Source organism: Streptomyces poriticola (assembly GCF_036689765.1).
Taxonomy (GTDB): domain Bacteria; phylum Actinomycetota; class Actinomycetes; order Streptomycetales; family Streptomycetaceae; genus Streptomyces; species Streptomyces poriticola.
On record NZ_JBAGKH010000002.1, the window covers coordinates 37,001 to 60,260 of the forward strand.

Genomic DNA, 23,260 nt, shown 5'->3' on the forward strand with positions numbered 1-23,260 from the left:
TTTCCTCAGGTCGTGCTCGCGGTACGGCGCTGGACCAGCACGGCGGCGACGATGATCGCGCCCTTGGCGATCTGCTGGACGTCGCTCTGCAGGTTGTTCAGGGCGAAGATGTTGGTGATGGTGGTGAAGATCAGGACGCCGAGGACGGAGCCGACGATGGTGCCGCGACCGCCGCTGAGCAGGGTGCCGCCGATGATGGCGGCGGCGATGGCGTCGAGCTCGTAGAGGTTGCCGTTGGTGTTCTGACCGGATCCGGACAGGATGATCAGCAGGAAGGCGGCGATGCCGCAGCACAGCCCGGACAGCAGATAGAGGTAGAGCCGCTGGCGGCGGACGTCGATGCCGGCCAGCCGGGCGGCCTCGGCGTTGCCGCCGACGGCGACGGTGCGGCGGCCGAAGGTGGTGCGGTTGAGCACCAGCCAGCCGACGATCGTGACGGCGGCGAACACCAGCACCAGCGGCGGTATGCCGAGCACGTAGGAGTCCCGCTCGCCCAGGTCCAGGATGCCGTCCACGGTGACGATCTGGGTGCGGCCGTCGGTGATCTGCAGCGCCAGGCCGCGGGCCGAGGCCAGCATGGCGAGGGTGGCGATGAACGGGACCATCGCGCCGTACGCGATGAGCACCCCGTTGACCAGTCCGCAGCCCACCCCGACGACGAGCGCGGTGAACAGGATGCCGAGGAACCCGTACTCCTGGGTGGCGACCGTGGTCGCCCACACCGAGGCCAGGGCGACGACGGCGCCGACGGACAGGTCGATCCCGCCGGAGATGATCACGAAGGTCATGCCGACGGTGACCACGCCGATCACGGAGGCCTGGGTGAGCACGAGTTGCAGGTTGCGGGTGTCGAGGAACTCGTCGGGCTTGGTGATGCCGCCGATGAGGACCAGGACGGCGAGCACCCCGAGCAGGGTCAGGGTGCGCACGTCGGCGCGGGCGATCACACCCCGCCAGGCGGGCGGCTGCGCCACCGGTGCCGCCTTGCCGGTGCCGTCCCGGGGCGGGGACACGTGCTGCGTCATGACGCCGGGCTTCCTTCCATCACTAGGTCGAGGACACGGTGTTCGTCGAGTTCGCGGGCGGGAGCCTGGTGGACGACGCGCCCCTCGCGCAGCACCAGCACGCGATCGGCGAGGCCCAGCACCTCGGGCACCTCGCTGGAGACCAGCAGCACGGCCAGGCCCTCGTCCGCCAGCCGCCGCACCACCGCGTACAGTTCGGCGCGGGCACCGACGTCGACGCCACGGGTGGGCTCGTCGAGCAGCAGGACGCGGCAGCCGCGCAGCAGCCAGCGGGCCAGCACGGCCTTCTGCTGGTTGCCGCCGGACAGGGTGCGCACCGGGACCGACGGGTTGTCGGGCCTGAGCGACAGCTCGCGGGTGGCGGTGCGGGCGGCGCCGGCCTCGGCGCGCCGGTCGATCCAGCCGCCGCGGGCGAAGCGGGACAGGGAGGAGACCGACACGTTCCTGGTGACGGACTCCAGCATCAGCAGGGCCTGGGCCTTGCGTTCCTCCGGGGCGAGGCCCAGGCCGGCGCGGACCGCGGCGCGTACGCTGCCGGGCCTCAGGGTCCGCCCGTCCACGGTCACCTGACCGGCCGTCGGCCTGCGGGCGCCGTAGACGGTCTCCAGGATCTCGGAGCGTCCCGAGCCGACCAGTCCGGCCAGGCCGACGATCTCGCCCGGGTGCACCTGCAGGTCCAGCGGTGCGAATTCGCCGTCCCGGGCCAGCCCCTCGACGACGAGCACGGGCGGCGCCGCCGCGGGCGCCGGCGCGGGCCGCTCGGGGAAGACGTACTCGACGCTGCGCCCGGTCATCAGGGCGACGACCTCGCCGGGCGGTGTCGACTTCGCCGGGAGTCCGCGGGCGATGGCCCGGCCGTCCTTCAGGACGGTGACCCGGTCGCCGATGCGGCGGATCTCCTCCAGCCGGTGCGAGATGTAGACCACGGCGACTCCTGTGGCGGTGAGGTCGCCGACGATGCGGAAGAGGTTGTCGACCTCGTCCGGGTCGAGCGCGGCCGACGGCTCGTCCATCACGATGAGCCGTACGTCGTGGGAGAGCGCCCGGGCCATGGACACGATCTGCTGCTGGGCCGCCGACAACTCCCCCACCGGACGGGCCGGATCGATCTCGGGGTGCCCCAGCCGCTTCAGCAGCCGTCCTGTGGCCTCCCGGGCCGCGCCGGTGCGTACGACGAATCCGGCGGTGGTCGGCTCGTGGCCCAGGTGGACGTTCTCGGCGACCGACAGGTGCTCCACCAGGTCGAGTTCCTGGTAGATGGTGGCGATGCCGAGCCGCATCGCGGCGATGGGCGAGCGCAGGGTGACCGGTTCGCCGCACCAGTTGACGGTGCCGGTGTCTGGCTGGTGGGCGCCGGCCAGGATCTTGATGAGGGTGGACTTGCCGGCGCCGTTCTGGCCGAGCAGGCAGTGCACCTCACCGGCCTGGACATCGATGTCGACGCCGTCCAGGGCCCGGACGCCGGGGAACGACTTGGTGATGCCGGCCATGGTGAGCAGCGGTGGTTCTGGTGCCATGTGTGGTCCCCTCGGCGGGCGTTCGGGCCGGTGTCAGGGCGGAGCAGGGCAGGGCGGAGAGCGGGGTGGCGCAGGGCAGGACGGAGCGGCGCAGGGTGGAGCAGGGCCGGGCGGGAGGGTGCCTAGGCGGGTGAGAACAGGTGGTCGCTGATGAGCCGGGCCGCGCCGATGACTCCGGCGGTGGCGCCCAGTTCACCCAGGACGATGGGCAGGTTGCCGGTCGCCAGTGGCAGCGACTGGCGGTAGACCTGGGTACGGATCGCGGCGAGCAGGGTGTGGCCGAGGCCGGTCACGCCGCCGCCGATCACCACCAGGCCGGGGTTGAAGAAGCTGACCAGTCCGGCGATGACCTGGCCGGTGCGGGTGCCGCCCTCCCGGATCAGGTCGAGCGCGGTGGTGTCTCCGGCGGCCGCGGCGGCGGCGACGTCGGCGGCACTCAGCCCACCGTTCGCCGCGAGCCGGGCCGCCAGCTCCGGCGACCGGCCCTGCCGGGCGGCCTCCGCGGCGTCACGGGCGAGTGCCGCTCCGCTGAAGTGGGCCTCCAGGCAGCCACGGTTGCCGCAGACGCACGGGTGGCCGTCGGGCACGGCCTGGATGTGCCCGATGTCGCCCGCGCTGCCGGTCGTGCCGCGGTGGACGTCACCGCCCACGACGATGCCGCAGCCGATACCGGTGCCGATCTTGACGCAGAGGAAGTCGCCCACGGTACGGGCCACGCCCGCATGCTGCTCCCCCAGCGCCATCAGGTTCACGTCGTTGTCGACCATGACCGGACAGCCCAGTTCCTGGCTGAGCGCCTCCCGCACGGGGAAGCCGTCCCAGCCCGGCATGATCGGCGGGGCCACCGGCACGCCCTCGGGGAAGCGGACCGGTCCGGGGACGCCGATGCCGGCGCCGTCGAAGCCCTCCGCGACCCCGGAGGCCCGCAACTTGGCGGCCATGGACAGCACTTGCTCGAAGACCGCGACGGGTCCCTCGCGGACGTCCAGGGGCTGGTTGAGGTGCCCGAGGACCTCCAGCTCGGCGTTGGTGACGGCGACGTCGACCGAGGTCGCGCCGATGTCGACGCCCAGGAAGCGCAGTCCGGGGTTGAGCCGGATGTTGTGCGAGCGGCGCCCGCCCCGGGAGGCGGCGAGGCCGTCGGCCACCACCAGCCCCGTCTCCAGCAGCCGGTCCACCTCCACGGCCAGCTTGGACCGGGAGAGTTCGACCCGGTCACCCAGTTGGGCGCGGGAGTTGGGGCCGTCGTCGCGCAGCAGGTGCAGCAGCCGGGCCTGATGGGCGTTGGCGGGTCGTGCCGTCATGCGTCTCACGAGCCCCTCCCCGCCTCGATGGCCGGTACGTGCCGGTTTCCGGCCACTTCCGTGGCCTGCTTTCGGAGGGAACGTAGCAGCGGTCGCCGGGTCTGGGAAGAAGTCGTGCAGCAATTACCGCGCACTTTCTCCACTGAGTGGACAAAGGCCGGGGACCGACGCCCCCGCGGCTGTGTTCAGGGGCAGCGGACGACCTGCCCGGCGTACGACAGGTTGCCGCCGAAGCCGAAGAGCAGCACGGGGTCGCCGGTGGCGATCTCGCCGCGCTCCACCAGCTTGGCGAAGGCGAGGGGGATGCTCGCGGCCGAGGTGTTGCCGGACTCGGTGACATCGGTGGCCACCAGGGCGTTGACCGCGCCGATCTTCCGGGCGAGCGGTTCCACGATGCGCAGGTTCGCCTGGTGCAGGACGACGGCGGCGAGCTCCCGCGGATGGAGTCCGGCCTGTTCGCAGGCCTGGCGGGCGATGGCGGGCAGCCGCGTGGTCGCCCAGCGGTAGACGCTCTGCCCCTCCTGGGCGAACCGCGGGGGCGTGCCCTCGATCCGCACGGCCCGTCCCATCTCGGGCACCGAGCCCCACAGCACGGGCCCGATTCCGGGCGGCTCGGCGTCCGGGCCCGCGGACCGGTCGGCGGGCTCCACCACGGCGGCCCCGGCCCCGTCGCCCACGAGCACGCAGGTGGTGCGGTCGGTCCAGTCGGTCACGTCGGACATCTTGTCGGCGCCGATGACCAGCGCCCTGCGCGCCGCGCCGGCGCGGACGGCGTGGTCGGCGGTGGCCAGGGCGTGGGTGAAGCCCGCGCACACCACGTTGAGGTCGAGCGCGGCGGGGCTCGGGATACCGAGGCGGGCCGCGACGCGGGCGGCGGTGTTCGGGGAGCGGTCCACGGCCGTGGAGGTGGCGACCAGCACATAGTCCACGTCCGCAGGGACCAGCCCGGCACCCGCCAGCGCCTTCGCGGCGGCGTGTGCGGCGAGCTCGTCGACCGGCTCGTCGGGCCCGGCGATCCGGCGGGTGCGGATACCCACCCGGGACCTGATCCACTCGTCGCTGGTGTCGACCATGCCCGCCAGTTCCTCATTGGTGAGGATCCCGGCGGGCTGGTAGTGGCCGACGGCAGTGATGCGCGAGCCGTGCATGGGTGGCGTCCCCCTCGGTGCCTCGGGTACGGGGGCCACCAGTCTGATCAGTGACCGACGGGTACGAGGGCAGGTGAACCGACAGGAATCGGGCGCTCTGCTTGTCGGCTTCGATCAGCTCCTCGGACGTCCGTTCACGTCATCCGGGTGAAGAGCCGCGCCGCCTTGGGCACCGGTTCGTACGTCCCCTCGCCCCGGGGCGCCCCCGCCCACGGCCAGGCGGTCAGGCCCCGCCGGCGCTCGGGCGGCCCCGGGCTGCCACCGTGGGACCGAGGTCCGTCGCGAGGCTGCGCTGCAGCACTGGAGCGAACAGACGTACGAGCGTGTCGGTGTCCGCCGACGACAGCGGCTCCACCCGCACCACGTACCGCACCATGATCAGACCTATGAGCTGCGATCCGACCATGGTGGCGCGCACCGCCGCGTCGGGGCGGGGGATGGAGCGGGCCAGCGCGTCGCGGATCTCGACGGTGACGAAGTCCCTCAGCCGGGCGGCCGCCTCCTCGTGGGACACCGCGGACCGGATCACGGCCAGCATCGGGGCCCGGTGCTCGGGCACCTCCCACCGCTGCAGGAAGGCCCGCAGCATCCGCTCGCCGGCTCCGTCCGGATCGCCGGCCAGCACCGCGGGCGTGATCTCGTCCAGGCACAGGGACTGGCTCACCACGGCCGAGAAGATGCCGTCCTTCGAGCCGAAGAAGTGGTGGATGAGCGAGGCGTCCACGCCGGCCGCCCCGGCGATGGTGCGCAGGGTCGCCGCTTCGTAGCCGCGTTCGGCGAAGACGGCCCGGGCCGCCCCGAGGATGTCCGCGCGGGCGCTGCCGGCGCCCGGACGCCGGCCACGGCGCACCGTGGGCCGCCGCCCCGTCACGTTCGCGGCCCGTGCAGCAGCAGGCCCAGACAGTCGCCGAGCGCCGCCTCCGCTCCGGGCTCCGGCACGTCCGGCGGCGCCGCCCCGGCGCAGGACAGCAGCGCGGCCCCCAGCAGCAGCGTGGTCGCCATCGCGGCTTCCTGGTCCCGGCCTCCCGCTCCGGCCGGACCGGCCACCTCCCCGAGCCAGCACACCAGCGCCCCGCACAGCCGGGCCGCCGACCGCTCGTCGTGCACCACGGCGCCGACCAGGGCCCGGCCGGCGGGCTGGTGGGCGGCCCAGGCGGCCAGCAGCATCCGCCCGACGTTCCGCCCCGTCGCGGTGGGGCTCCGTCCCCGGAGGCGGGCCGCACGCGCCCAGTCCGGGATCGCGACCCGGGTGGCCTCTGCGCACAGCTCCTCCTTCCCCGTGTAGTAGTAGCGGACCAGGCGCTGGTCCACTCCCGCGTGGCGCGCGACACGGCGCAGACTGAGTCCCGCGAAACCGTGCCGGGCGAGTTCCTGACGGGCCGCCTGCAGGATGCGGTCCCTGGTGACGAGGTCGGGCATGAACAGCCTCCCGGCCGGGAATTCAACCGGCGTTTATTTGGGGGAGAATAGCGGCTGCTCCGCCACGGACCGCAGGCCCTTTTCCGTCATCCCGCGCCGACGCGTTCGAGCCGTACGAGATATCTGTCCCGGCCGTGTGGGCGGATGCCCCGGAAGTCCTTCGGACATATGCCCGGCGGGTGCAGGGCCCCCTGTCTGTCGAGCGGCACGAAGCACTGGCCTAGATTCGGCAGCGCGGTCAGCGAGTTCCCCATTCCTCGGCAGCAGAAAGGTGTCGGATGAAACGCGTGCACCGGACACAGGTAAAGGCGGAGATCGTACGGGAGCCCGGCGCCAAGGAGACCACCCACCGAAAGCTCATCGACACACCCGACGGCGCCGACCGTTTCGTCCTCACGGAATTCGAGGTGGCGCCCAACGGCTCGACGCCACCGCACTTCCACGAGTGGGAGCACGAGATCTACGTGCTCGACGGCTCCATGGGGCTCGTGATGCCCGACCAGGGCCGCACCGAACAGGTCGGCCCGGGCGACGCCATCTTCATCCCGCGCAACGAGCCGCACGGCTTCGTGACCGGGCCCGGCCAGACCTGCCGGTTCCTGGTCGTCGCCCCCTGCGAACGGCCGCCGGTGCGCAACGTGTTCCTGTCCGAGGACCCCTACGAGTACACCCAGATGCCCGAGTACACCAGCCTTCTGGAGGGCAAGTGAGCGCGACGGCACCGCCCCGCGAGGACTCCACCCGGGTCCACTCCATCCTGACCGCCTATCTCCAGTCCAAGGCGGTGTTCACCGCGCTGGAGCTGGGCGTCTTCGAAGCGCTGGACAAGGCGCCGCGCGCCGTGGCGGACCTGGCCGGCGAGCTGGGCCTGAGCCCGCGGCCGGCCCGAGCCCTCCTGGTCGCGCTCAGCGGCCTGGACCTGGTGCGCGCCGAGAACGGGACGTACCGCAACAGCGCCGAGGCCGACCGGTACCTGGTCGCCGGGCGGCCCGGGTACATGGGCGGATTCGCCGCCCACCAGGACTCCCACTTCGGTCACTTCGCCCGGCTGGAGGAGGCCGTCCGCACCAACGCCTCGCTCAACCAGCGCGTGCTGAAGCAGGGCTACCGCGACCAGGGCGCGGCGGCCGGTGAGGGCCGGGAGGGCACCGGCCGGCTCATCCAGGCGATGCGGGTCAGCTCCCGGCTGCAGGCCGGCCTGCTGGCCGCCCAGGCACCGCTGGAGAAGGTCTCCCACATCATCGACCTGGGCTGCGGCTCGGGCGACTACTCCATCGCCCTGGCGCGGCGCCACCCGGACCTGCGGGTCACGTCGCTGGACTACCCGGCGGTGACCGACCTGGCCGGCGCCAACGTGCGGGAAGCCGGGCTCGGAGACCGGATCGAGGTGGTTCCCGCGGACATCATGGCGGACACCTGGCCGGACAGCGACGCCGTACTGCTCTCGCACGTCCTGGACGGCTACGGCCCGGAGCGCGCCGGCCACCTGGTCGAGCGGATCCACGCCCATCTGCCCGACGGCGGGCGGCTGCTGGTGCACTCCCACATGCCGTCGCTGGCCTCCGGGCTCTTCCCTTCGATGTTCGGCCTGATCCTGCTGGTCAACACCGAGGAGGGCGAGGTCCGCGATGTCGACGAGATCCGCGGCTGGGTGGACGCCGCCGGGTTCGGGGACGTGCGGACCGGCACCGTCTCGGCGCTGTCCGGTCTGCTGGTGGCGACGAAGGGGACCGGGTGACGGACGCGCCGGCGCCCGCCTCCTACGCCGCGGCGCTCACCCCGTACGCGGACCTGCCCGACCCCGGTCCGCTGCTGGCCCTCAACTTCGGGTTCGCCCGGGCCCGGGCCCTCGGCACGGCGCTGGAGCTGCGCCTGTTCACCGCCCTGGACGCGGCTCCCCTGGACACCGCGGAGCTGGCCGGGGAGCTGGGCTGCAACCGGCGGGCGCTGGACGGACTGCTCACCGTGCTGGAGGACTTCGCCCTGGTGGCGCGGGACGGCGAAACGGGCTGGACCACGACCGAGGTGTCACGCGCGTACCTGGTACGGGGGTCCCCGGCGTACCTCGGGGACCACCTCGACGACGTGCTCGCGCAGTGGGACCGCTGGGGGGCGCTCACGTCTCTCACGCGCTCCGGCGTCCGCGGCGGGGACCTCGGTGCACCGGGCGCACGCGGGCGGCACCGGGGCATGTTCGCCGGCGCGTTCCCGCTGGCCGTGCGGACGGCGTTCGCCGTGGTCGCCGTCCTCGGCCCGCGGCCGGCCGGCCGGGTCCTCGACTTCGCCTGCGGAAGCGGCGAATGGGGCATCGCCCTGGCCGCCACCGACGCCGCGGCGCAGGTGACCGCCCACGACGATCCGGCGCTGCTCGCCCCGGCCCGCGAGCGGGCCGCGGAGTTCGGCGTCGCCGAGCGGTTCGGCTGCGTCCCCGCGGACTTCGGCCGGCCGCCGTTCGCGGACGGGTCGTTCGACACCGTCGTCATGGCGCACGCGGGCCGGTTCGCGGGTCCGCGCACCGCCGCGCGGCTGCTCGGGGAATGCGCCCGCGTCCTGCGGCCCGGCGGCACGTTGCTGCTGGCCGACGTGATGCGGACGCGGCCCGGACAGCCCCCGCTCGCCCGCCCGATGCTCGCGCTCAGCCTGCTGGTGAACACGCAGGAGGGCGGTCTCCTCGCGGCCGAGGACTACCGCGCCCTGATGGCCGAGGCCGGTGTGGCGCCGAAGGAATGCGTAACTCGCGGGCTGGTGACGGCCCTGACCGGAGAAAGGCAGTAATGATGCGAGAAGTGGTCGTCACCGGGCTCGGTGTCATCAGCCCGGCCGGCATAGGAACGGAAACCTTCTGGGACACGGTCTCGGCGGGCAAGAGCGTCACCAAGTCGCTCTCCGACATCACCAGTTCCGACCTTTTCCGGGAATTCGGCTTCCGCTCCGACGCGGTGGCCGAGGTACCCGCATTCGAAGAACACATTCCCTCGCTGCCGCCCGAGGTGCAGCGGCTCGACAGGTATGTGCAGTTCGCCGTCGCGGCCGCCGTCCAGGCCGTGCGGGACGCGGGTCTCGATACCGGTGACGCGGCCGGCGGCCGCACCGGTGTCACCCTGTCCACGGCCGTCTGCGGCACGCCGAAGATGGAGGAGGAGTTCCTCGCCGTCACGGACGGGGGCCGCAAGCCCGTCGATCCTGCGAAGGCCGGCCGCGACCTGTACCTGGCCGCCATGTCGAACACACCGGGCGCGGTGCTGTCCGCCCTGTTCGGTGCCCAGGGTCCGTGCGTCACCCTGTCCACCGGGTGCATCGGCGGGATCGACGCCGTCGGGCACGCCTTCGAGACGATCGCCCACGGCGATGCGGACGTGATGATCGCGGGCGCCAGCGAGGCGCCGATCACCCCGGTGACCATCGCGTCGTTCGAGATCATCAACTGTCTCTCCCGGGCCTACGGCGACCGGCCCGAGGCGGCCTCGCGCCCCTACGACGACGGCCGCGACGGGTTCGTGCTCGGCGAGGGCTGCGGTGTGGTGGTGCTGGAGGAGCGGGAGCACGCGCTCGCCCGGGGCGCGACGCCGTACCTGCGGATCGACGGCTTCTCGCACACCTCCAACGCCATCCACATGACCGACCTGCTCTCCGACGGCGCCGATCTGACCCGGGCGATGACCCAGGCGATCGAGCGGTCGGGCGTGCGCCCCGGCGAGATCGACCACGTCAGCTCGCACGGCAGCTCCACCCGGCAGAACGACACCTGCGAGACCAGCGCGCTCAAACTCGCGCTCGGGCCGCGTGCCCTGGCCGTCCCGGTGAACTCGGCGAAGTCCATGCTGGGGCACGCCCTGGCCGCGGCGAGCGCCATGGAGATCGTGCTGTGCGCGCTGGCCTGCGCCCACCGCTTCGTCCACCCCACGGCCAACTACGAGACGCCCGACCCGACCTGCGACCTGGACTACGTACCGGGCACCGGACGCCCCTGGGACGGCGAGGTCATCCTCAAGGACGCCAGCGGCTTCGCCGGCCTGCACGCCGCCATGGTCGCGAGCGCCGTCCGGGAGGGGAACGGGCGATGAGCGTCGTCATCACCGGTGTCGGCGCGGTCACCCCCATGGGCATCGGCCCCGACCCACTGTGGCGGGACGTACGGGGCGGCACGGCGCGGGTCACCGCCATCGACCGCTTCGACGCGTCGGCCTACGCCTGCCCCGCGGCGGGCCAGTCCGGCTTCGACGCGGACGCGGAGCTGCCGTCCCGGTTCGTCAAGCGCACGGACCGCTTCACCCATCTCGCGGTGCACGCGGCGCGGCAGTCGCTCGACGAGGCCGGGATCACCGTGGGCGCGGACGTGGCACCGGAACGCACGGGTGTCATGGTCGGCAACGTCCTCGGCGGCTGGGAGTTCGCCGAGCGCGAGCTGCGCAACCTGTGGACCGACGGCCCGCGCGCGGTCAGTCCCTACCAGGCCACGGCCTGGTTCCCGGCCGCGCCCCAGGGCAACATCTGCATCGACCAGGGCATCAAGGGCCCGGCGCGCACCTTCGTCGCCGACCGGGCGAGCGGCGCGTACGCGCTGATCGGCGGTGCCGAGGCACTGCTGCGCGGGCGGGCCGACGTCGTCGTCGCCGGCGGGGTGGAGGCACCGCTGTCGCCGTACGGGTGGCTGTGCCTGGAGACCAGCGGGCTGGGTGCCAAGGCCCGCGGCGCGTCGGCCGCCCACGAGCTGTACCGCCCCTTCGACGCGGGGCACGGCGGCAGCGTCTTCGGCGAGGGAGCGGTCTTCCTGGTCCTGGAGCGGCGCGAACACGCCGAGGGCCGGGGCGCGCAGGTCCTCGGTGAGCTGGCCGGCTGGGGCGTGAGCAGCGACGGCTACATGCCGTACTACACGGTGGAGCCGACCGGCCGGGTGCTGGGCCGCGCCATGCGGGGCGCGGCCGAGCGGGCCGGTGTCACGGGGGCGGACCTGGGCGCGGTGTTCGCGCACGGCTCCGCGATCCCTTTCGAGGACGTCACCGAGGCCTACGCCCTGCACGAGGCGTTCGGACCCGCGGCGGACGGGGTGCCGGTCACGGTGCCCAAGGCCGCGTTCGGTCACCTGCTCGGCGCGGCGGCCCCCGCCGACGCAGCCCTCGCACTGCGCGCGATGCGGGAGGAGACCGTTCCGCCGACCGTCAACCTCGACCGTCCGGCACCGGGCATCGAGCTGGACCTGGTGCGCGGCGCGGCACGGTCGGCGCCCGGATGGCAGCACACACTGCTGGTCTCGCGGGGACTGGGGGGTGTCAACGCGTGTCTGCTGCTGAGGCGCTGACGGCGGCCACCGCGCCCGGCGGTCCGGGAGTACGGGCGGTGGGCATCGACGTGGTCGACATACGGCGGCTGCGGAGCATGCTCCGGCGCCGCGGGCAGCCGCTGTACGACCGGCTGCTCACGCCCGCCGAACAGGCCCTGTGCCAGGGGGCGTCGGAGCGCCGCCGCGCCGCGTGCCTGGCCGGCCGGGTGGCCGCGAAGGAGGCCGTCCGCAAGACCCTCGGCGGCTACGGGGACGGCTGCGGGTGGCTGGACGTCGAGATCGGCCGGGAGGCGTCCGGTGCGCCGGCAGCCCGGCTCACCGGGCGGGCGGCCCAGGCCTTCGGGCGCGCCGCGTTCGACCGCCTGCACATCAGCATCACGCACGAGGCGGGGGTCGCCGTGGCGATCGCCGTGGCCGTGTGACGGGCGACGTGTTCGGACGAAGGAGTGAGTGAGATGGACGTACGAGACGAAGTGGTCGACGTGCTGCGCGGCGTGGGCTTCGAGGACGGTGAACTCCGGGACGACCGGCACCTGTCCCGGGACCTGGACATCGACTCGACCGAACTGGTGGAGATCGTCGTCGCCCTCGAGCAGCGCTTCGGCATCGCCGTCGACGCCGACGCCGAGGGCGGGTTCACGACCTTCGGCGACCTGGTGGCGTGTATGACGCGCCTGCTGCCGGCGGCCACGGCCACGGCCGGGAGGGGCTGAGACCATGCCGCGGATCGAGAACAGCATCGTCGTCGGGGCCGGTCCCCGGCACGTCTTCGACATCACCAACGACATCGCCCGCTGGTCGGAGATCTTCGACGAGTACCGTCACGCCGAGGTGGTCTCCGAGGAGCGGGAGGGCCGCTGGACGGAGATCGTCTTCGAGCTGGCCGACGCGGAGGGCCGGAGCTGGCGCTCCTGGCGCATCCTGGACCACCGTGAGCTCGTCGCGGTCGCCGAGCGCCGCGACCCCCTCTTCCCCTTCCGGTACATGCACCTGAGGTGGTCCTACCGGGAAGTCCCGGAGGGCACGCTGATGACCTGGGTGCAGGACTTCGAGCTGGACGAGAAGTTCGAGGTGCCGCTCGACACCGTCGTGGAGCGGATGAACGTCCACACCCGGCACAACCAGGCCGGGATCAAGCGGAGGATCGAGTCGGGGGTCGCGGGGCCGTGAGCCGGCGCCCGTCCCCGCCGGCACCGGTGACCGCGGAGCCACGCATGGCGAACAGAGGGACGCGCATAGCCGTCACCGGTTCCATCGCGGTGGACCATCTGCTGACCTTCCCGGGCCGTTTCACCGAACAGCTGGTGCCCGACCGGCTGGACCGCATCTCCCTGTCGTTCCTGTGCGACCGGCTGGAGACCCGGCGCGGCGGGGTCGCCGCCAACATCGCCCTGGGGCTCGGCCGGCTCGGGCTCTCGCCCCTGCTGGTCGGGGCGGTCGGGTCCGATTTCGCCGACTACCAGGTGTGGTTGAAGCAGAACGGCGTCGACACCGACTCCGTACTGGTCGTGCCCGGCGGGCACACGGCGAGGTTCGTGTGCACGACCGACGCGGACCAGAACCAGATCGGCGCGTTCCACCCCGGGGCCATGGGCGCCGCCTGCACCATCTCGCTGCGGGAGGTCCGGCGGCGGGCCGGGCGGCTGGACCTCGTGATGGTCTCGCCGAACGACCCCGCGGCGATGCTCCGGCACACCGAGGAGTGCCGCGCCACCGGGCTGCCGTTCGTGGCGGACCCCTCGCAGCAGATCGCCCGGATGGGTGCCGCGGACGTGCGGTACCTGCTGGCGGAGGCCCGCTGGCTGTTCACCAACGCATACGAGTCGAGCCTGCTGCGGGAGTGCACCGGCTGGACCGCCCGGCGGATCCTGGACCGGGTCGGCACGTGGGTGACCACCCGCGGCGCCGACGGAGTGCTGATCGAGCGCTCCGGGGAGGAGCCGCTCGTCGTCCCCGCGGTCCCCGACGCCACCGCCGTGGAGCCGACCGGTGCCGGCGACGCGCTGCGGGCCGGGATGCTGGCCGGCCTCGTCCGGGGCGTGCCGGTGGTGGCCGCGGCCCGGCTGGGCTGCGCGCTCGCCTCGTTCGCCCTGGAGGCCGTCGGCACCCAGGAGTACGCGGTGAGCGCCCGTTCCCTGGCGGCCCGGGTCCGTGACGCGTACGGCGAGCGGGCGCCGGCCGAGCTGGCTCCGGTGCTCGGGGGCATGCCGTGAGCCGGCGCCGGACGCCGCGGGCCGAACCACTGCTGATCCCGCTGGTGGTGGCCGGTGTCGTGCCCACGGTGCTGGGGGTGTGGCTGTCCGGGCCGGGGGTGCCGGTGCCCGGACCGCTGCGGGCCCCGGCCGGTGCGGTGCTGGTGCTGCTCGGTGGTTGGATGACCGCGGACGCCGTCGACCGGGTCTACCTGCGTCAGCCCACCCCGCTGGGGGACCGCCCGCCCGAGCGGCTGGTGCGCTCGGGCTGGTACGGAGTGATCAGAAACCCGATGGCCGCCGGCATGACGCTGCTGCTGACCGGCGAGGCCCTGCTGTGGTCCGCGGCGGCCGTCCTGGGCTGGGCCGCTCTCGTGCTGGCCGTGTCGTGGGTGACGGCGGTCCGGATCGAGGCACCGGGACTGTCGGCGGCCTTCGGGGAGGAGTACGCCGTCTACCGGCGCGCCGTGCCCGCGTGGGTTCCCGGCACCGCGCGGCCCACGGGCCGGCGGGCCGCCCGGCACGACCGGCCGGCACCGAGTGAGGAGTAGCCGTGTACGTCGATCTGAGCATCCCCGTCAGCCGCCGGGCCCCCGGCGTCGAGTTCGAGCAGTGGCTGCACCGGGACGGCATCCGCCGTCTCTCCCGCAGAATCCGGGCGCTGCCCGGGGACAGCCGGGCGCAGCGGCTGCGCAACCACTGGCGCTGGCTGACCGGCAGCCGCCGGCTGAGCGAACGCGACCTGCCGGACGGCTGCTTCCTGTCGAACGAGTTCTACCGCATGTCCGTGCACCAGGGCACACACGTGGACGCGCCCTTCCACTACGGGCCCGAGTGCGAGGGGCGCCCGGCCAGGAAGGTCATGGACCTCCCCCTGGACTGGTTCAGCGGGCCCGGGGTCGTCCTCGACGTGCGCGAGTGCGCGGGCAGGGTCGGTGATGCCGACGTCAAGGAGGCGCTGCGGACGTCCGGTGCCCGGGTCGGGCCCGGCACGATCGTGCTGTTCCGCACCGACTCCGATCTGCGTCTGGGCACGCCGTCCTACTACACCGGGTCCACCGCGATCACGCCCGAGGCCGTCGACCATCTGCTGGACCTCGGTGTGAAGGTCCTCGGTACCGACTGCTGGAGCTTCGACGGGCCGGCCCGCGACATGGTCGAGCGGTACTTCGCCACCGGGGACCGCAGCGCGCTGTGGCCCGCCCACCTGCACGGCAGGCGCCGCGAGTTCGTGCAGATCGAGGGGCTCGCCCGGCTCCGCGCGATCCCGGAGGGGCCGTTCACCTTCATGGCCTTCCCCGTCGCCCTCGCCGACGCCGGTGCCGCCTGGTGCCGCGCGGTGGCCCGGTCCGGCGCCGCTCTCCCTTCGTCATCACCGGAAGCAAGGACGTCCCAGCCATGACAGCGGGCCCCACCACCCATCTGCTCGTGCTGTCCGCGCCCAGCGCCGACAAGCTGGCGGACACCGCACGCGAGGCCGCCGACCGGCTGGTGCGGCCGGACGGCACGCCCGTGCACGAGGTGTGCGCCCGCGCCGCGGCGGGGCCGCACGCCACCCACCGGCTGAGTGCCGTCGGCGGCACCGCCCGGGAGCTCGCGGACCGTCTCCACGCGCACCTGCGCGGGGAGACGGTCCGCGGGATCAGTACCGGCGTCGCCGACGGCGTACCGCAGGTCGCGTTCCTCTTCAGCGGCCAGGGAGCGCAGTTCGCCGGCATGGGGCAGGGTCTGTACCGGGCGGAGCCGGTCTACCGGGAGACGTTCGACCGCTGCGCGGAGGCGGCCCGGCCCTTCGTCTCGGCCCCGTTGCAGCGGCTGCTGTACCCCGACGCCGACGCCCGCCTGGTGCACCGGCCGGCACACGGTGCGCTCGGCACGTTCTGCACCGGCATGGCGCTGGCCGAGCTGTGGCGCAGCCGCGGGGTCGGGCCCGCGGCCGTGCTCGGCTTCGGCTCGGGCGAGTACACCGCGGCGGCATGTGCCGGTGTCCTGTCCGTGGAGGACGCCGTGCGGCTGCTCGGCACGGAGATCACGCTGGCCGAGCGGGTGACCGACGGGGCCATGGCCGTGGTCGCCCTGGACGAAGGGGCGGCGCTCGACCTCCTCGGCGGCTCGGAGCCGTCCGTGGGGATCGCGGCGATCGTCTCGCCGCGCGAGGTGACGCTGTCCGGGCGGGCCGCGGACCTGGCGCGGATCACCGAGCGGCTGGCCGCCTCGGGGGTCCGGGTGACCGCGCTGCCGGTGCGGGCGGGACTGCACTCGCCGCTGCAGGAGCCGGCGCTCGACGAACTCGAGGCCGCCGCCGGCACGGTGGACGTCCGGGCGCCGCGCGTCCCGTTCGTCTCGACCGTCACCGGGCGGCCGGCGCAGGCCGCCGACCTCACCCCCGGCCACTGGCGGCGCCACATGCGCGGACCGGTGCGGTTCCTGGACGCCATCCGTGCCGTGGACGCGCTGGGAATCCGGATCGGCGTGGAACTCGGCCCCGGACGTGCCCTGGTGGGCCTCGGCGCCCGCTGTCTGCCGGGGCGTGGACGGCTCTGGCCGGCTTCGCTGGGGCGCAGCACCGACGGTACGGGGACGGCCCTGGGAGCCCTGGGGCAGTTGTACACGGCAGGAGTACCGGTGAACCGGTCCCGGGTGGGTCCGGGGATCCACGGGACGGATTGACGCCCGATATACTCACCAGAATGGTTCAGGCAGAAAGTCCTCGGTCGGTCCCAGGGCGGCCGCGCAGCGCCGAGGTCTCCAGGGTGATCGTTCGGGCCGCCCTCGCTCTGCTGCGCGAACGGGGACCGGCGGGCGTCACCATGGAGGCGGTCGCCCAGCGTTCCGGGGTCGCGAAGACCACCGTCTACCGGCGCTACCGGAACCGCTATGAACTGCTGCGTTCTTCTCTGGCCTTTGTGGAGGAGATTCCCGAGCCGCCCGCGGGGCTCCCGTCCCGCGAGCGGCTGAGGAATTTGCTTCAGCAATTCAGGCATGGTCTGGAAGAAGTCGTGGGGCTCCGTGCCCTCGCCGCGCTGCTGCACGGTGACGAGGACCCGGAATTCACGCGGGCCTTTCGGGAGACCGTACTGCGTCCCCGGCTGGACGTCATGATCGGCACACTGCGTGCCGGTGTCGCGGAGGGCGATCTGCGGGCGGACGTGGACCACGAGACGGTGGTGAGCATGATGGCGGGCTCGTACATCGCGCGTTCCGTCACCCAGGGCACCCCGCCGGCCGAGTGGGCGGACCAGGTGCTCGACGTGATCTGGCCGGCGATCCGGGCCTGAGACGCGCCCGGCCCCCTCGGTCCGGGCGTGAGATGTGCCCGGCCCCCTCGGTCCGGGCGCTCCGGCCGTCAGTCCACGTGCTCCGGTCGCAGCCCGACCCCGATGAACCGGGCGGTCCAGCGGGTCAGGAACGGGAAGCGCCGCACGACACGGGCGGCCAGCGGACGCTCCACCGTCGAGGCACGGTCCTTGGGATACAGGTCGGCCAGCATGTGCACCTGCGCCGTCTGCACCGCCCGTACCGGCAGGGAGCGGCGCCGCTGGACCGCGGCCAGTTCGCGCCGGCTGGGGGTGCGTCCGGCCCGCAGCACCGGCCCGAGCATCCGGGCGGCCGCCACGGCGTCCTGCACCGCCAGGTTGATGCCCACCCCGCCGGCCGGGGACATCGCGTGCGCGGCGTCGCCGATGCACAGCAGGCCGGGCCGGTGCCAGGTGCGCAACCGGTCCACGCGGACGCTCAGCAGTCTCACGTCCTCCCACGCGCTGATCTCCGATCGCAGCCGGCCGGCGAACGGGCCGTGCACCGAGGCGACATCGGTGCGCAGCCGGTCCAGGCCCTCGGCGCGCACCGTGTCGTGGGCGCCGTGCGGGATGACGTAGGCGACCTGCCAGTAGTCGCCGCGGTCGATGGTGACGAGGACGAACCCGGGACCGGTGTGCAGGAAGCTCATGGTCTCGTCCGGCTCCCGGCTGAGCCGGAACCACAGCACGTCCATCGGCGCCGCGCTCGCCGAGACCGGCAGTCCGGCGGCCCGGCGCAGCGTCGAGTGCCGGCCGTCGGCGGCGATGACGAGGTCCGCCCGGATCTCCAGCGGGCCGTCCGGGGTCCGGGCCCGCACTCCACGGACCCGGTCGCCGTCCCGGACGATGCCGGTGGCCTCGGCCTTCTGGATCAGCCGGAAGCCCGAGTACGCCTGACCCTTTCGGGCCAGGAAGTCGAGCACGTCCCACTGCGGCATGAAGGCGATGTAGGGAAAGCGGTGACGGAGCCTGGTGAAGTCGGCGAAGACGGTCGCCCCGGCGGGGGTCTGGACGGTGATGGTGCCGACCTTGCTGTGCGGGATCCGCAGGAAGTCGTCGATCATGCCGAGTTCGGCGACGACCTGGAGGGTCGAGGGATGCACCGTGTCCCCCCGGAAGTCCCGCAGGAAGTCGCCGTGTTTCTCGACGACGACCACGTCCACGCCTTGCCGGGCGAGCAACAGGCCCGCCGTCATGCCGGCGGGGCCGCCGCCGACGACGCATGCCCGGCTGGTCAGGGTCTGCACAGTCTGCTCCTGTGGTTGACGGTCCGCGGGGCGGTCAGTGTCCCGCGGCGATCGGGAGGGGCTCGCCGTCGGGCCCGGTGGTGACGAGGTCGCGGCCGCGGATCAGCGGGACGACGGCGAGTGCGCCGAGGAAGGCGACCACCGCCGCCGCGGTGAGGATCGAGTTGAGGCCCTCGACGAACGCACCCTGGGCGGCCCCGGCGAACAGGCCCCGTTGCTGCTCGGGCAGGTGGGCCATGGCCTCGCCGACCTGCCCGGCCGCCACGGCGTGACCGAGTTCGCCCGCCTGTGCCTGGAGCGGAGTACCCGCGAGGGCGTCACGGACACCGTCGCGCACCCGGTCGGCGAAGACCGCGCCGAGGGAGGCGACGCCCACGGCGATGCCCATCGACCGGCAGGTGTTGCTCAGCCCGGAGGCAACGCCCACCCGGGCGGGTTCGACCGCACCCATCGCGGCGGCGACCACGTTGGGGTTGACCAGACCGACACCGAGGCCCGTGACCAGCTGCCCGGCCAGCAGGGCCGTCCAGTCGTCGGAGACGGAGAGGTCGCCCATGAGCAGCAGACCCACGCCGATACAAGCCAGGCCGCCGGAGACCAGCCAGCGGGCCGGCAGGACGGTGCCCAGGCGGGCCGCGACGGCGGAGGCCACGAAGATGGACAGGGTCAGCGGCAGCAGCCGCAGTCCGGCGGCAAGCGGTTCGTGGCCCAGGACGGTCTGCAGGTACAGGGTCAGGTACAGCAGCAGGGCGAACGCCGTGGTGCTCATGGCGAGCACGCCCAGTGCGGCGCCGGTGGTGGTGATCTTCGCGAAGAGCTCCCCGGGCAGCATCGGATCGCGCCGGACGCGTTCGATCAGGACGAAGGCGGCGAGGGACACACCCGAGACGACGAAGGCGCTCACCACCGGGGTGCTGCTCCAGCCCTCCTCGTTGGCCCGGAGCAGGGCGAAGGACAGCGCGCCCAGGGCGGTGCCGAGGGTGACGAACCCGGGCCAGTCGATCCCGCCCGGGCGCTCCGCCCTGGACTCGGCCACGCGCCGCATGGTGGCGATCAGCGCGAGGACGCCGACCGGCAGATTGACCAGGAATATCCAGCGCCAGCCGGCCGCCTCCACGAGAGCGCCGCCGGCCAGCGGTCCCACCGCCAGGGCGGCTCCGCTGACCGCGCCCCAGACGGCGAGGGCCACGTGGCGGTCCCTGGTGTCGGGGTAGGCGGCGGCCAGCAGCGCCAGTGAGGTCGCCAGCAACGCCGCGCCACCGATTCCCTGGAGCACCCGGGCCAGATTGAGCACCAGCGGGTCCTGTGCGACGCCGCACAGCAGGGAGGCGATCGTGAAGATCGCCATTCCCCAGGCGAACACGGCTCGGCGGCCGAACCGGTCCGCGAGTGAGCCCGCCGTGAGCAGAGCGGCCGACAGCGCCACGGCGTAGGCGGCCACCACCCACTGCAGATCGGTGAGCGAGGCGTCGAGCGCCTCCTCGATGTCGGGTAGTGCGATGTTCACGATCGTGACGTCGAGGAGCAGCATGAAACTGCCCACCGACACCACGCACAACGTCCACCAGCGGTTGAGCACGACGCCACCCTTCCGGACCGTCAATACGATACGCTACGAGTAGCGTATCGTATTGACCGCGGCGAGCACACGGGTAGCGGCACTCAGACCTTCGCCGCCGGCTCCGGGTCCTCGTCCAGCGAGCGCAGCGCGTAGAGGGCGGTCTGCAGGCGGTTGCGGGTGCCGAGCTTGGCGTAGATGCGGCTGAGGTAGTTGCGGACGGTCTTCGGGGTGATGCCCAGGCGGGCGGCGATGTGACGGGTCTCCTGGTCGTCGGCGACCAGGAACAGGATCTGCCGTTCGCGCCGGGTGAGCAGGGCGAGCGGAGAGGAGTCGCCGGTGAGGCCGCCCGAGACGAGCTCCAGGACCTGTCCGGCGGCGGTCGCGGAGAGGGCCGCGCCCTCGTGGTGCACGGTGAGCAGGGCGTCGCGCAGTTCCTCGGCATCGATGTCGCGTGAGAGGTAGGCGTTGGCTCCGGCCACGAAGGCCTCGCGCATGTGGATCGGCTGCTGACTGGAGGCCAGCATGATGATCCGGACGTGCCGCGAGTCCTGGCGGATCGCGCGGGCGGCGTCCACGGCGCCGCCCGCGGCCGGCCCGAGACCCATCACGACGAGATGCGGATGATGTCGGTGCAGTTGGCGCAGTGCGGTGGCCTGGTCGTGGGCGACCGCCACCACGGAGAACTCGCGGAACGTTTCCAGAAGATTGCGGAGACCTTCGGCGACGAGCCGTTCTGCGTCCACGAGCAGGATTCGTATCGATGGCATCGGCGACACTCCGTGTTGTATTCACGAGCGTGAAGAGAGTGCGCGGGTGCATCGTGATGCCCCCGTTTGCGGCCGATCTTCCGCTGTCGAGGAATTGGGCCACTGTCGGCCGATGCTACACGACTCGTCTCGCTCTTTTCCGCCAGTGCCGGGGAGTTAATGAGTGCGTAACTCCAGGAAAGATGGGAGTCACCCCTTCCGTTTCCGCCATTATCGAGTAGGCCGCGTATGTGAATGACGGACCGTCGCGGATTAGTCGAACGGAGAGAAATCCCGCCACTCAACGACAACCGTTTCCGGTCTGCGCCCGCTGATGTCGCACCGGGCCGCGTCGAGCCGGTACAGAAGGGGGTCAGGGCCGGCGTCCCGACGCCGGCGGCCGTGCCGGCGTCGGCCTCGCCGTCCTCGCCGGCCGTGGATCCGGCCGCGGAGGCGGACCCGACGCCGGCGGAGCCGGGTGCCGCGCACGGGGAGGTCGGGTGCCCTGCGTCCGGCGGCGACACGCGCACGTTCTCACAGGACGTACCGGACATGTGATGTCCTGATCTACTGATGCCCGACGACCGGCTCACGACCAGCCGCCTGAAGGGCAGACCGCCTCGATGCCGTCCACCCCGCGCACCCGTCCGACCTCCCCGAGAACGCCGCTGACCGCCCTCGCCACCCTGCTCGCCCTGGCCACGACGACCGCCGGCGTCCTCCCCCCGCACGCCCAACCCCGCCGCGAGGCGGCGCAGTTCAGCCAGCAGGTGCTGTTCCGGGCCGGTCAGGACCCGGGATACGCCTGCTTCCGGATCCCGGCGATCGTGCGCACCACGGACGGCACCCTGCTGGCCTTCGCCGAGGGCCGGGTGCTCAGCTGCGGGGACGCCGCCGACATCGACATCGTCCTCAGGCGCTCCACCGACGGCGGACTGACCTGGGGTCCGCTGCAGGTCGTCAACGAGGGCGCCGGCGACACCCACGGCAATCCGGCGCCGGTGGTGGACCGCACCACGGGCCGGATCCTGCTGGCCGAGACGTACAACACCGGGCGTACCGACAGCGCCCACTGCGATGTGCCCTGCGACCGCTCGCCCCGGCTGCAGTTCAGCGACGACGACGGGCTGACCTGGTCCGCCCCGCGCGATCTGAGCGCCGAGATCCTGCCGCCGTCCTGGAACTCCTGGTACGCGACCGGCCCGGTGCACGGCATCCAGCTGACCCGGGGCTCCCACGCCGGGCGGCTGGTGTTCGGCGTGAACGCCGAGACCTGGGACGGCACCCGGGTCACCGCCAACCACGCGGCGCTGGTGATCAGCGACGACGGCGGCGACCACTGGAGGATCGGCGCCACCGACACCTGGCCGGTCGCCGCCGACGGCACCTTCCGGCAGAAGCCCTCCGAACTGACCCTCGCCGAGCGCCCGGACGGCTCGCTGCTGGTGAGCGGGCGGGAGGAGGACGGCACCGACCTCGGCCACCGCTCCCGGACCGTCAGCCTGGACGGCGGCGGCAGCTTCACCGGCCCGTTCCGCGCACTGCCGGACCTCTACACCCCGCAGGTGCAGGGCGCGGTGCTGGGCCTGGGCGACCGGCTGCTGCTGTCCGCGCCCGCCGACCCCGACCGGCGCCGCACGATGGCGGTCCGCTCCTCCTACGACGGCGGCGCCACCTGGGACAGCGTGGACCGCGGCACGGTCGTCACCCGGGACTGGTCCGGCTACTCGGACATGGTGGCGATCGACGGCACCACCGTGGGGCTGCTGTACGAGGCGGGAGCGGTCGACGCACGGGACGAGATCCGGTTCGCCCGGTTCACCGAGGACTGGCTGCAGCCGCCCCGGGATCCCGACCCCACCACCCCGGATCTCGCGCCCGGCGCACTTCCCGCGGCCGTGCTGGGCGGGGCACGGGCCACCGACGGCGCGGCCGGCGGGGCGCTGGCGTTCGACGGCGCGGACGACTCGGTGCGGCTGCCCTTCCGGGCCGGGCTCCCCCTCGGCAGCGGCGACTTCACCGCGTCGCTGTGGTTCCGGTACACGGCGACCACGGGTGAGCAGCCGCTGCTGTGGATGGGCGGCATCGGCAACCGCCAGCCCCAGGTCTGGCTGCGTGCCGAGCCCGCGCACGGCAGGGTGCAGGGACTGATCAGCGCACGGGACGGTGCGGCGCCCCTGGCGTCGGCGTACGTGCGCACGGACGGGGCGTACAACGACGGCCGGTGGCACCGGGCAGTGCTGCGCCGGGGCGGCGGGCGGCTCACGCTGTTCGTCGACGGCACCCGGGTGAGCGCCGCGGACGTACCGGGCTCGGTGAGCCGGACCTCCCCGTTCGGGGTGCATGTCGGGGCGCGGATGGACGGCCGCGCGCACTTCGCCGGCGCCCTCGACGAGGTGCGTGTGTGGGACCGGGCCCTGTCGGACGCGGAGATCGCCGCCGGGGGTTCCGCATCGGCCGTCGCCGGCGCGGTCGTGCACCTCCCCATGGACCGGGTGGCCGCGAGCAACTAGCGTCCCGG

Annotated in this window: 23 protein-coding genes; 14 read left to right on the forward strand and 9 right to left on the reverse strand. The window is 73.2% G+C overall.

Translation table 11 applies throughout. The features are described from left to right. Positions 1–5 precede the first annotated feature (5 nt). From V5O46_RS02885 to V5O46_RS02910, 6 genes are all read right to left on the reverse strand, one after another. Complete coding sequence (locus V5O46_RS02885; protein WP_332882783.1) at positions 6–1,025, reverse strand: ABC transporter permease; 1,020 nt, start codon at positions 1,023–1,025, stop codon at positions 6–8. After that, positions 1,022–2,542, reverse strand: coding sequence for a sugar ABC transporter ATP-binding protein (locus V5O46_RS02890; RefSeq protein ID WP_332882784.1), 1,521 nt, complete (start codon positions 2,540–2,542; stop codon positions 1,022–1,024). The genes V5O46_RS02885 and V5O46_RS02890 overlap by 4 nt, the downstream gene beginning before the upstream one ends. A gap of 122 nt (positions 2,543–2,664) precedes the next feature. After that, positions 2,665–3,846 carry an ROK family transcriptional regulator gene (locus V5O46_RS02895; protein WP_332882785.1) on the reverse strand — a complete coding sequence of 394 codons (1,182 nt, stop codon included), beginning with the start codon at positions 3,844–3,846 and terminating at the stop codon, positions 2,665–2,667. A 185-nt stretch (positions 3,847–4,031) separates the two neighbouring features. Beyond that, the gene (locus tag V5O46_RS02900; RefSeq protein ID WP_332882786.1) at positions 4,032–4,994 is read right to left on the reverse strand and encodes a beta-ketoacyl-ACP synthase III; all 963 of its coding nucleotides are present in this window, start codon (positions 4,992–4,994) and stop codon (positions 4,032–4,034) included. Between the two features lie 223 nt (positions 4,995–5,217). After that, complete coding sequence (locus V5O46_RS02905) at positions 5,218–5,865, reverse strand: TetR/AcrR family transcriptional regulator (RefSeq protein WP_332882787.1); 648 nt, start codon at positions 5,863–5,865, stop codon at positions 5,218–5,220. Beyond that, positions 5,862–6,413: a TetR/AcrR family transcriptional regulator gene (locus tag V5O46_RS02910; protein WP_332882788.1), complete on the reverse strand. Its 552-nt coding sequence runs from the start codon at positions 6,411–6,413 to the stop codon at positions 5,862–5,864. Before V5O46_RS02910 ends, V5O46_RS02905 begins: the two co-directional genes overlap by 4 nt. Before the next feature lie 278 nt (positions 6,414–6,691). Here V5O46_RS02910 and V5O46_RS02915 point away from each other — a divergent pair, with 278 nt between their 5' ends. Genes V5O46_RS02915 through V5O46_RS02975 form a run of 13 tightly spaced genes read left to right on the forward strand, consistent with a single transcriptional unit; the run spans position 6,692 to position 17,164 of the window. After that, positions 6,692–7,123 (forward strand): cupin domain-containing protein, encoded by a 432-nt coding sequence (locus tag V5O46_RS02915; RefSeq protein ID WP_332882789.1) that lies wholly within the window; start codon positions 6,692–6,694, stop codon positions 7,121–7,123. Continuing rightward, the gene (locus V5O46_RS02920; RefSeq protein WP_332882790.1) at positions 7,120–8,151 is read left to right on the forward strand and encodes a methyltransferase; all 1,032 of its coding nucleotides are present in this window, start codon (positions 7,120–7,122) and stop codon (positions 8,149–8,151) included. The genes V5O46_RS02915 and V5O46_RS02920 overlap by 4 nt, the downstream gene beginning before the upstream one ends. Further along, the gene (locus V5O46_RS02925) at positions 8,148–9,188 is read left to right on the forward strand and encodes a methyltransferase domain-containing protein (protein WP_332882791.1); all 1,041 of its coding nucleotides are present in this window, start codon (positions 8,148–8,150) and stop codon (positions 9,186–9,188) included. Before V5O46_RS02920 ends, V5O46_RS02925 begins: the two co-directional genes overlap by 4 nt. Beyond that, positions 9,188–10,477: a beta-ketoacyl-[acyl-carrier-protein] synthase family protein gene (locus V5O46_RS02930; protein WP_332882792.1), complete on the forward strand. Its 1,290-nt coding sequence runs from the start codon at positions 9,188–9,190 to the stop codon at positions 10,475–10,477. Before V5O46_RS02925 ends, V5O46_RS02930 begins: the two co-directional genes overlap by 1 nt. Then, on the forward strand, positions 10,474–11,712 hold the full coding sequence (locus tag V5O46_RS02935) for a beta-ketoacyl-[acyl-carrier-protein] synthase family protein (RefSeq protein ID WP_332882793.1): 1,239 nt from the start codon (positions 10,474–10,476) through the stop codon (positions 11,710–11,712). The genes V5O46_RS02930 and V5O46_RS02935 overlap by 4 nt, the downstream gene beginning before the upstream one ends. Next, positions 11,691–12,116, forward strand: coding sequence for a holo-ACP synthase (acpS, locus tag V5O46_RS02940; protein WP_332882794.1), 426 nt, complete (start codon positions 11,691–11,693; stop codon positions 12,114–12,116). Before V5O46_RS02935 ends, acpS begins: the two co-directional genes overlap by 22 nt. 33 nt (positions 12,117–12,149) lie before the next feature. Next, positions 12,150–12,407 (forward strand): acyl carrier protein, encoded by a 258-nt coding sequence (locus tag V5O46_RS02945; RefSeq protein WP_332882795.1) that lies wholly within the window; start codon positions 12,150–12,152, stop codon positions 12,405–12,407. A gap of 4 nt (positions 12,408–12,411) precedes the next feature. Beyond that, the gene (locus tag V5O46_RS02950) at positions 12,412–12,864 is read left to right on the forward strand and encodes an SRPBCC family protein (RefSeq protein WP_332882796.1); all 453 of its coding nucleotides are present in this window, start codon (positions 12,412–12,414) and stop codon (positions 12,862–12,864) included. A 44-nt stretch (positions 12,865–12,908) separates the two neighbouring features. Then, the gene (locus tag V5O46_RS02955) at positions 12,909–13,907 is read left to right on the forward strand and encodes a carbohydrate kinase family protein (protein ID WP_332882797.1); all 999 of its coding nucleotides are present in this window, start codon (positions 12,909–12,911) and stop codon (positions 13,905–13,907) included. Next, positions 13,904–14,437: a methyltransferase family protein gene (locus V5O46_RS02960; protein WP_332882798.1), complete on the forward strand. Its 534-nt coding sequence runs from the start codon at positions 13,904–13,906 to the stop codon at positions 14,435–14,437. The genes V5O46_RS02955 and V5O46_RS02960 overlap by 4 nt, the downstream gene beginning before the upstream one ends. 2 nt (positions 14,438–14,439) lie before the next feature. Then, complete coding sequence (locus tag V5O46_RS02965; protein ID WP_332882799.1) at positions 14,440–15,288, forward strand: cyclase family protein; 849 nt, start codon at positions 14,440–14,442, stop codon at positions 15,286–15,288. Next, on the forward strand, positions 15,285–16,556 hold the full coding sequence (locus V5O46_RS02970; protein ID WP_332882800.1) for an acyltransferase domain-containing protein: 1,272 nt from the start codon (positions 15,285–15,287) through the stop codon (positions 16,554–16,556). The genes V5O46_RS02965 and V5O46_RS02970 overlap by 4 nt, the downstream gene beginning before the upstream one ends. A gap of 20 nt (positions 16,557–16,576) precedes the next feature. Next, on the forward strand, positions 16,577–17,164 hold the full coding sequence (locus V5O46_RS02975) for a TetR/AcrR family transcriptional regulator (protein WP_332882801.1): 588 nt from the start codon (positions 16,577–16,579) through the stop codon (positions 17,162–17,164). Between the two features lie 68 nt (positions 17,165–17,232). Here V5O46_RS02975 and V5O46_RS02980 read toward each other — a convergent pair whose 3' ends face one another. From V5O46_RS02980 to V5O46_RS02990, 3 genes are read right to left on the reverse strand one after another with little or no spacing between them, the layout of a single operon-like run. After that, positions 17,233–18,432: an FAD-dependent oxidoreductase gene (locus V5O46_RS02980; protein ID WP_332882802.1), complete on the reverse strand. Its 1,200-nt coding sequence runs from the start codon at positions 18,430–18,432 to the stop codon at positions 17,233–17,235. A 34-nt stretch (positions 18,433–18,466) separates the two neighbouring features. Further along, entirely contained in the window at positions 18,467–20,035 is a 1,569-nt protein-coding gene (locus V5O46_RS02985) for an MFS transporter (protein ID WP_332882803.1), read from the reverse strand. 59 nt (positions 20,036–20,094) lie between these two features. Further along, positions 20,095–20,760: a response regulator transcription factor gene (locus tag V5O46_RS02990; RefSeq protein WP_332882804.1), complete on the reverse strand. Its 666-nt coding sequence runs from the start codon at positions 20,758–20,760 to the stop codon at positions 20,095–20,097. 602 nt (positions 20,761–21,362) lie between these two features. On the opposite strand from V5O46_RS02990, the gene V5O46_RS02995 reads away from it, so the two are divergent. Then, a complete protein-coding gene (locus V5O46_RS02995; RefSeq protein ID WP_332882805.1) occupies positions 21,363–23,252 on the forward strand; it encodes a sialidase family protein in 1,890 nt (629 codons plus the stop codon). Positions 23,253–23,260 lie beyond the last annotated feature (8 nt).

What these genes read in the sequence shown, in the direction of transcription:
- V5O46_RS02885 (WP_332882783.1), bottom strand. Translation starts at nt 1,025, where the DNA reads ATGACGCAGCACGTGTCCCCGCCCCGGGACGGCACCGGCAAGGCGGCA.
- V5O46_RS02890 (WP_332882784.1), bottom strand. Translation starts at nt 2,542, where the DNA reads ATGGCACCAGAACCACCGCTGCTCACCATGGCCGGCATCACCAAGTCG.
- V5O46_RS02895 (WP_332882785.1), bottom strand. Translation starts at nt 3,846, where the DNA reads ATGACGGCACGACCCGCCAACGCCCATCAGGCCCGGCTGCTGCACCTG.
- V5O46_RS02900 (WP_332882786.1), bottom strand. Translation starts at nt 4,994, where the DNA reads ATGCACGGCTCGCGCATCACTGCCGTCGGCCACTACCAGCCCGCCGGG.
- V5O46_RS02910 (WP_332882788.1), bottom strand. Translation starts at nt 6,413, where the DNA reads ATGCCCGACCTCGTCACCAGGGACCGCATCCTGCAGGCGGCCCGTCAG.
- V5O46_RS02915 (WP_332882789.1), top strand. Translation starts at nt 6,692, where the DNA reads ATGAAACGCGTGCACCGGACACAGGTAAAGGCGGAGATCGTACGGGAG.
- V5O46_RS02930 (WP_332882792.1), top strand. Translation starts at nt 9,188, where the DNA reads ATGATGCGAGAAGTGGTCGTCACCGGGCTCGGTGTCATCAGCCCGGCC.
- V5O46_RS02935 (WP_332882793.1), top strand. Translation starts at nt 10,474, where the DNA reads ATGAGCGTCGTCATCACCGGTGTCGGCGCGGTCACCCCCATGGGCATC.
- V5O46_RS02945 (WP_332882795.1), top strand. Translation starts at nt 12,150, where the DNA reads ATGGACGTACGAGACGAAGTGGTCGACGTGCTGCGCGGCGTGGGCTTC.
- V5O46_RS02950 (WP_332882796.1), top strand. Translation starts at nt 12,412, where the DNA reads ATGCCGCGGATCGAGAACAGCATCGTCGTCGGGGCCGGTCCCCGGCAC.
- V5O46_RS02955 (WP_332882797.1), top strand. Translation starts at nt 12,909, where the DNA reads ATGGCGAACAGAGGGACGCGCATAGCCGTCACCGGTTCCATCGCGGTG.
- V5O46_RS02970 (WP_332882800.1), top strand. Translation starts at nt 15,285, where the DNA reads ATGACAGCGGGCCCCACCACCCATCTGCTCGTGCTGTCCGCGCCCAGC.
- V5O46_RS02975 (WP_332882801.1), top strand. Translation starts at nt 16,577, where the DNA reads ATGGTTCAGGCAGAAAGTCCTCGGTCGGTCCCAGGGCGGCCGCGCAGC.
- V5O46_RS02990 (WP_332882804.1), bottom strand. Translation starts at nt 20,760, where the DNA reads ATGCCATCGATACGAATCCTGCTCGTGGACGCAGAACGGCTCGTCGCC.
- V5O46_RS02995 (WP_332882805.1), top strand. Translation starts at nt 21,363, where the DNA reads ATGCCGTCCACCCCGCGCACCCGTCCGACCTCCCCGAGAACGCCGCTG.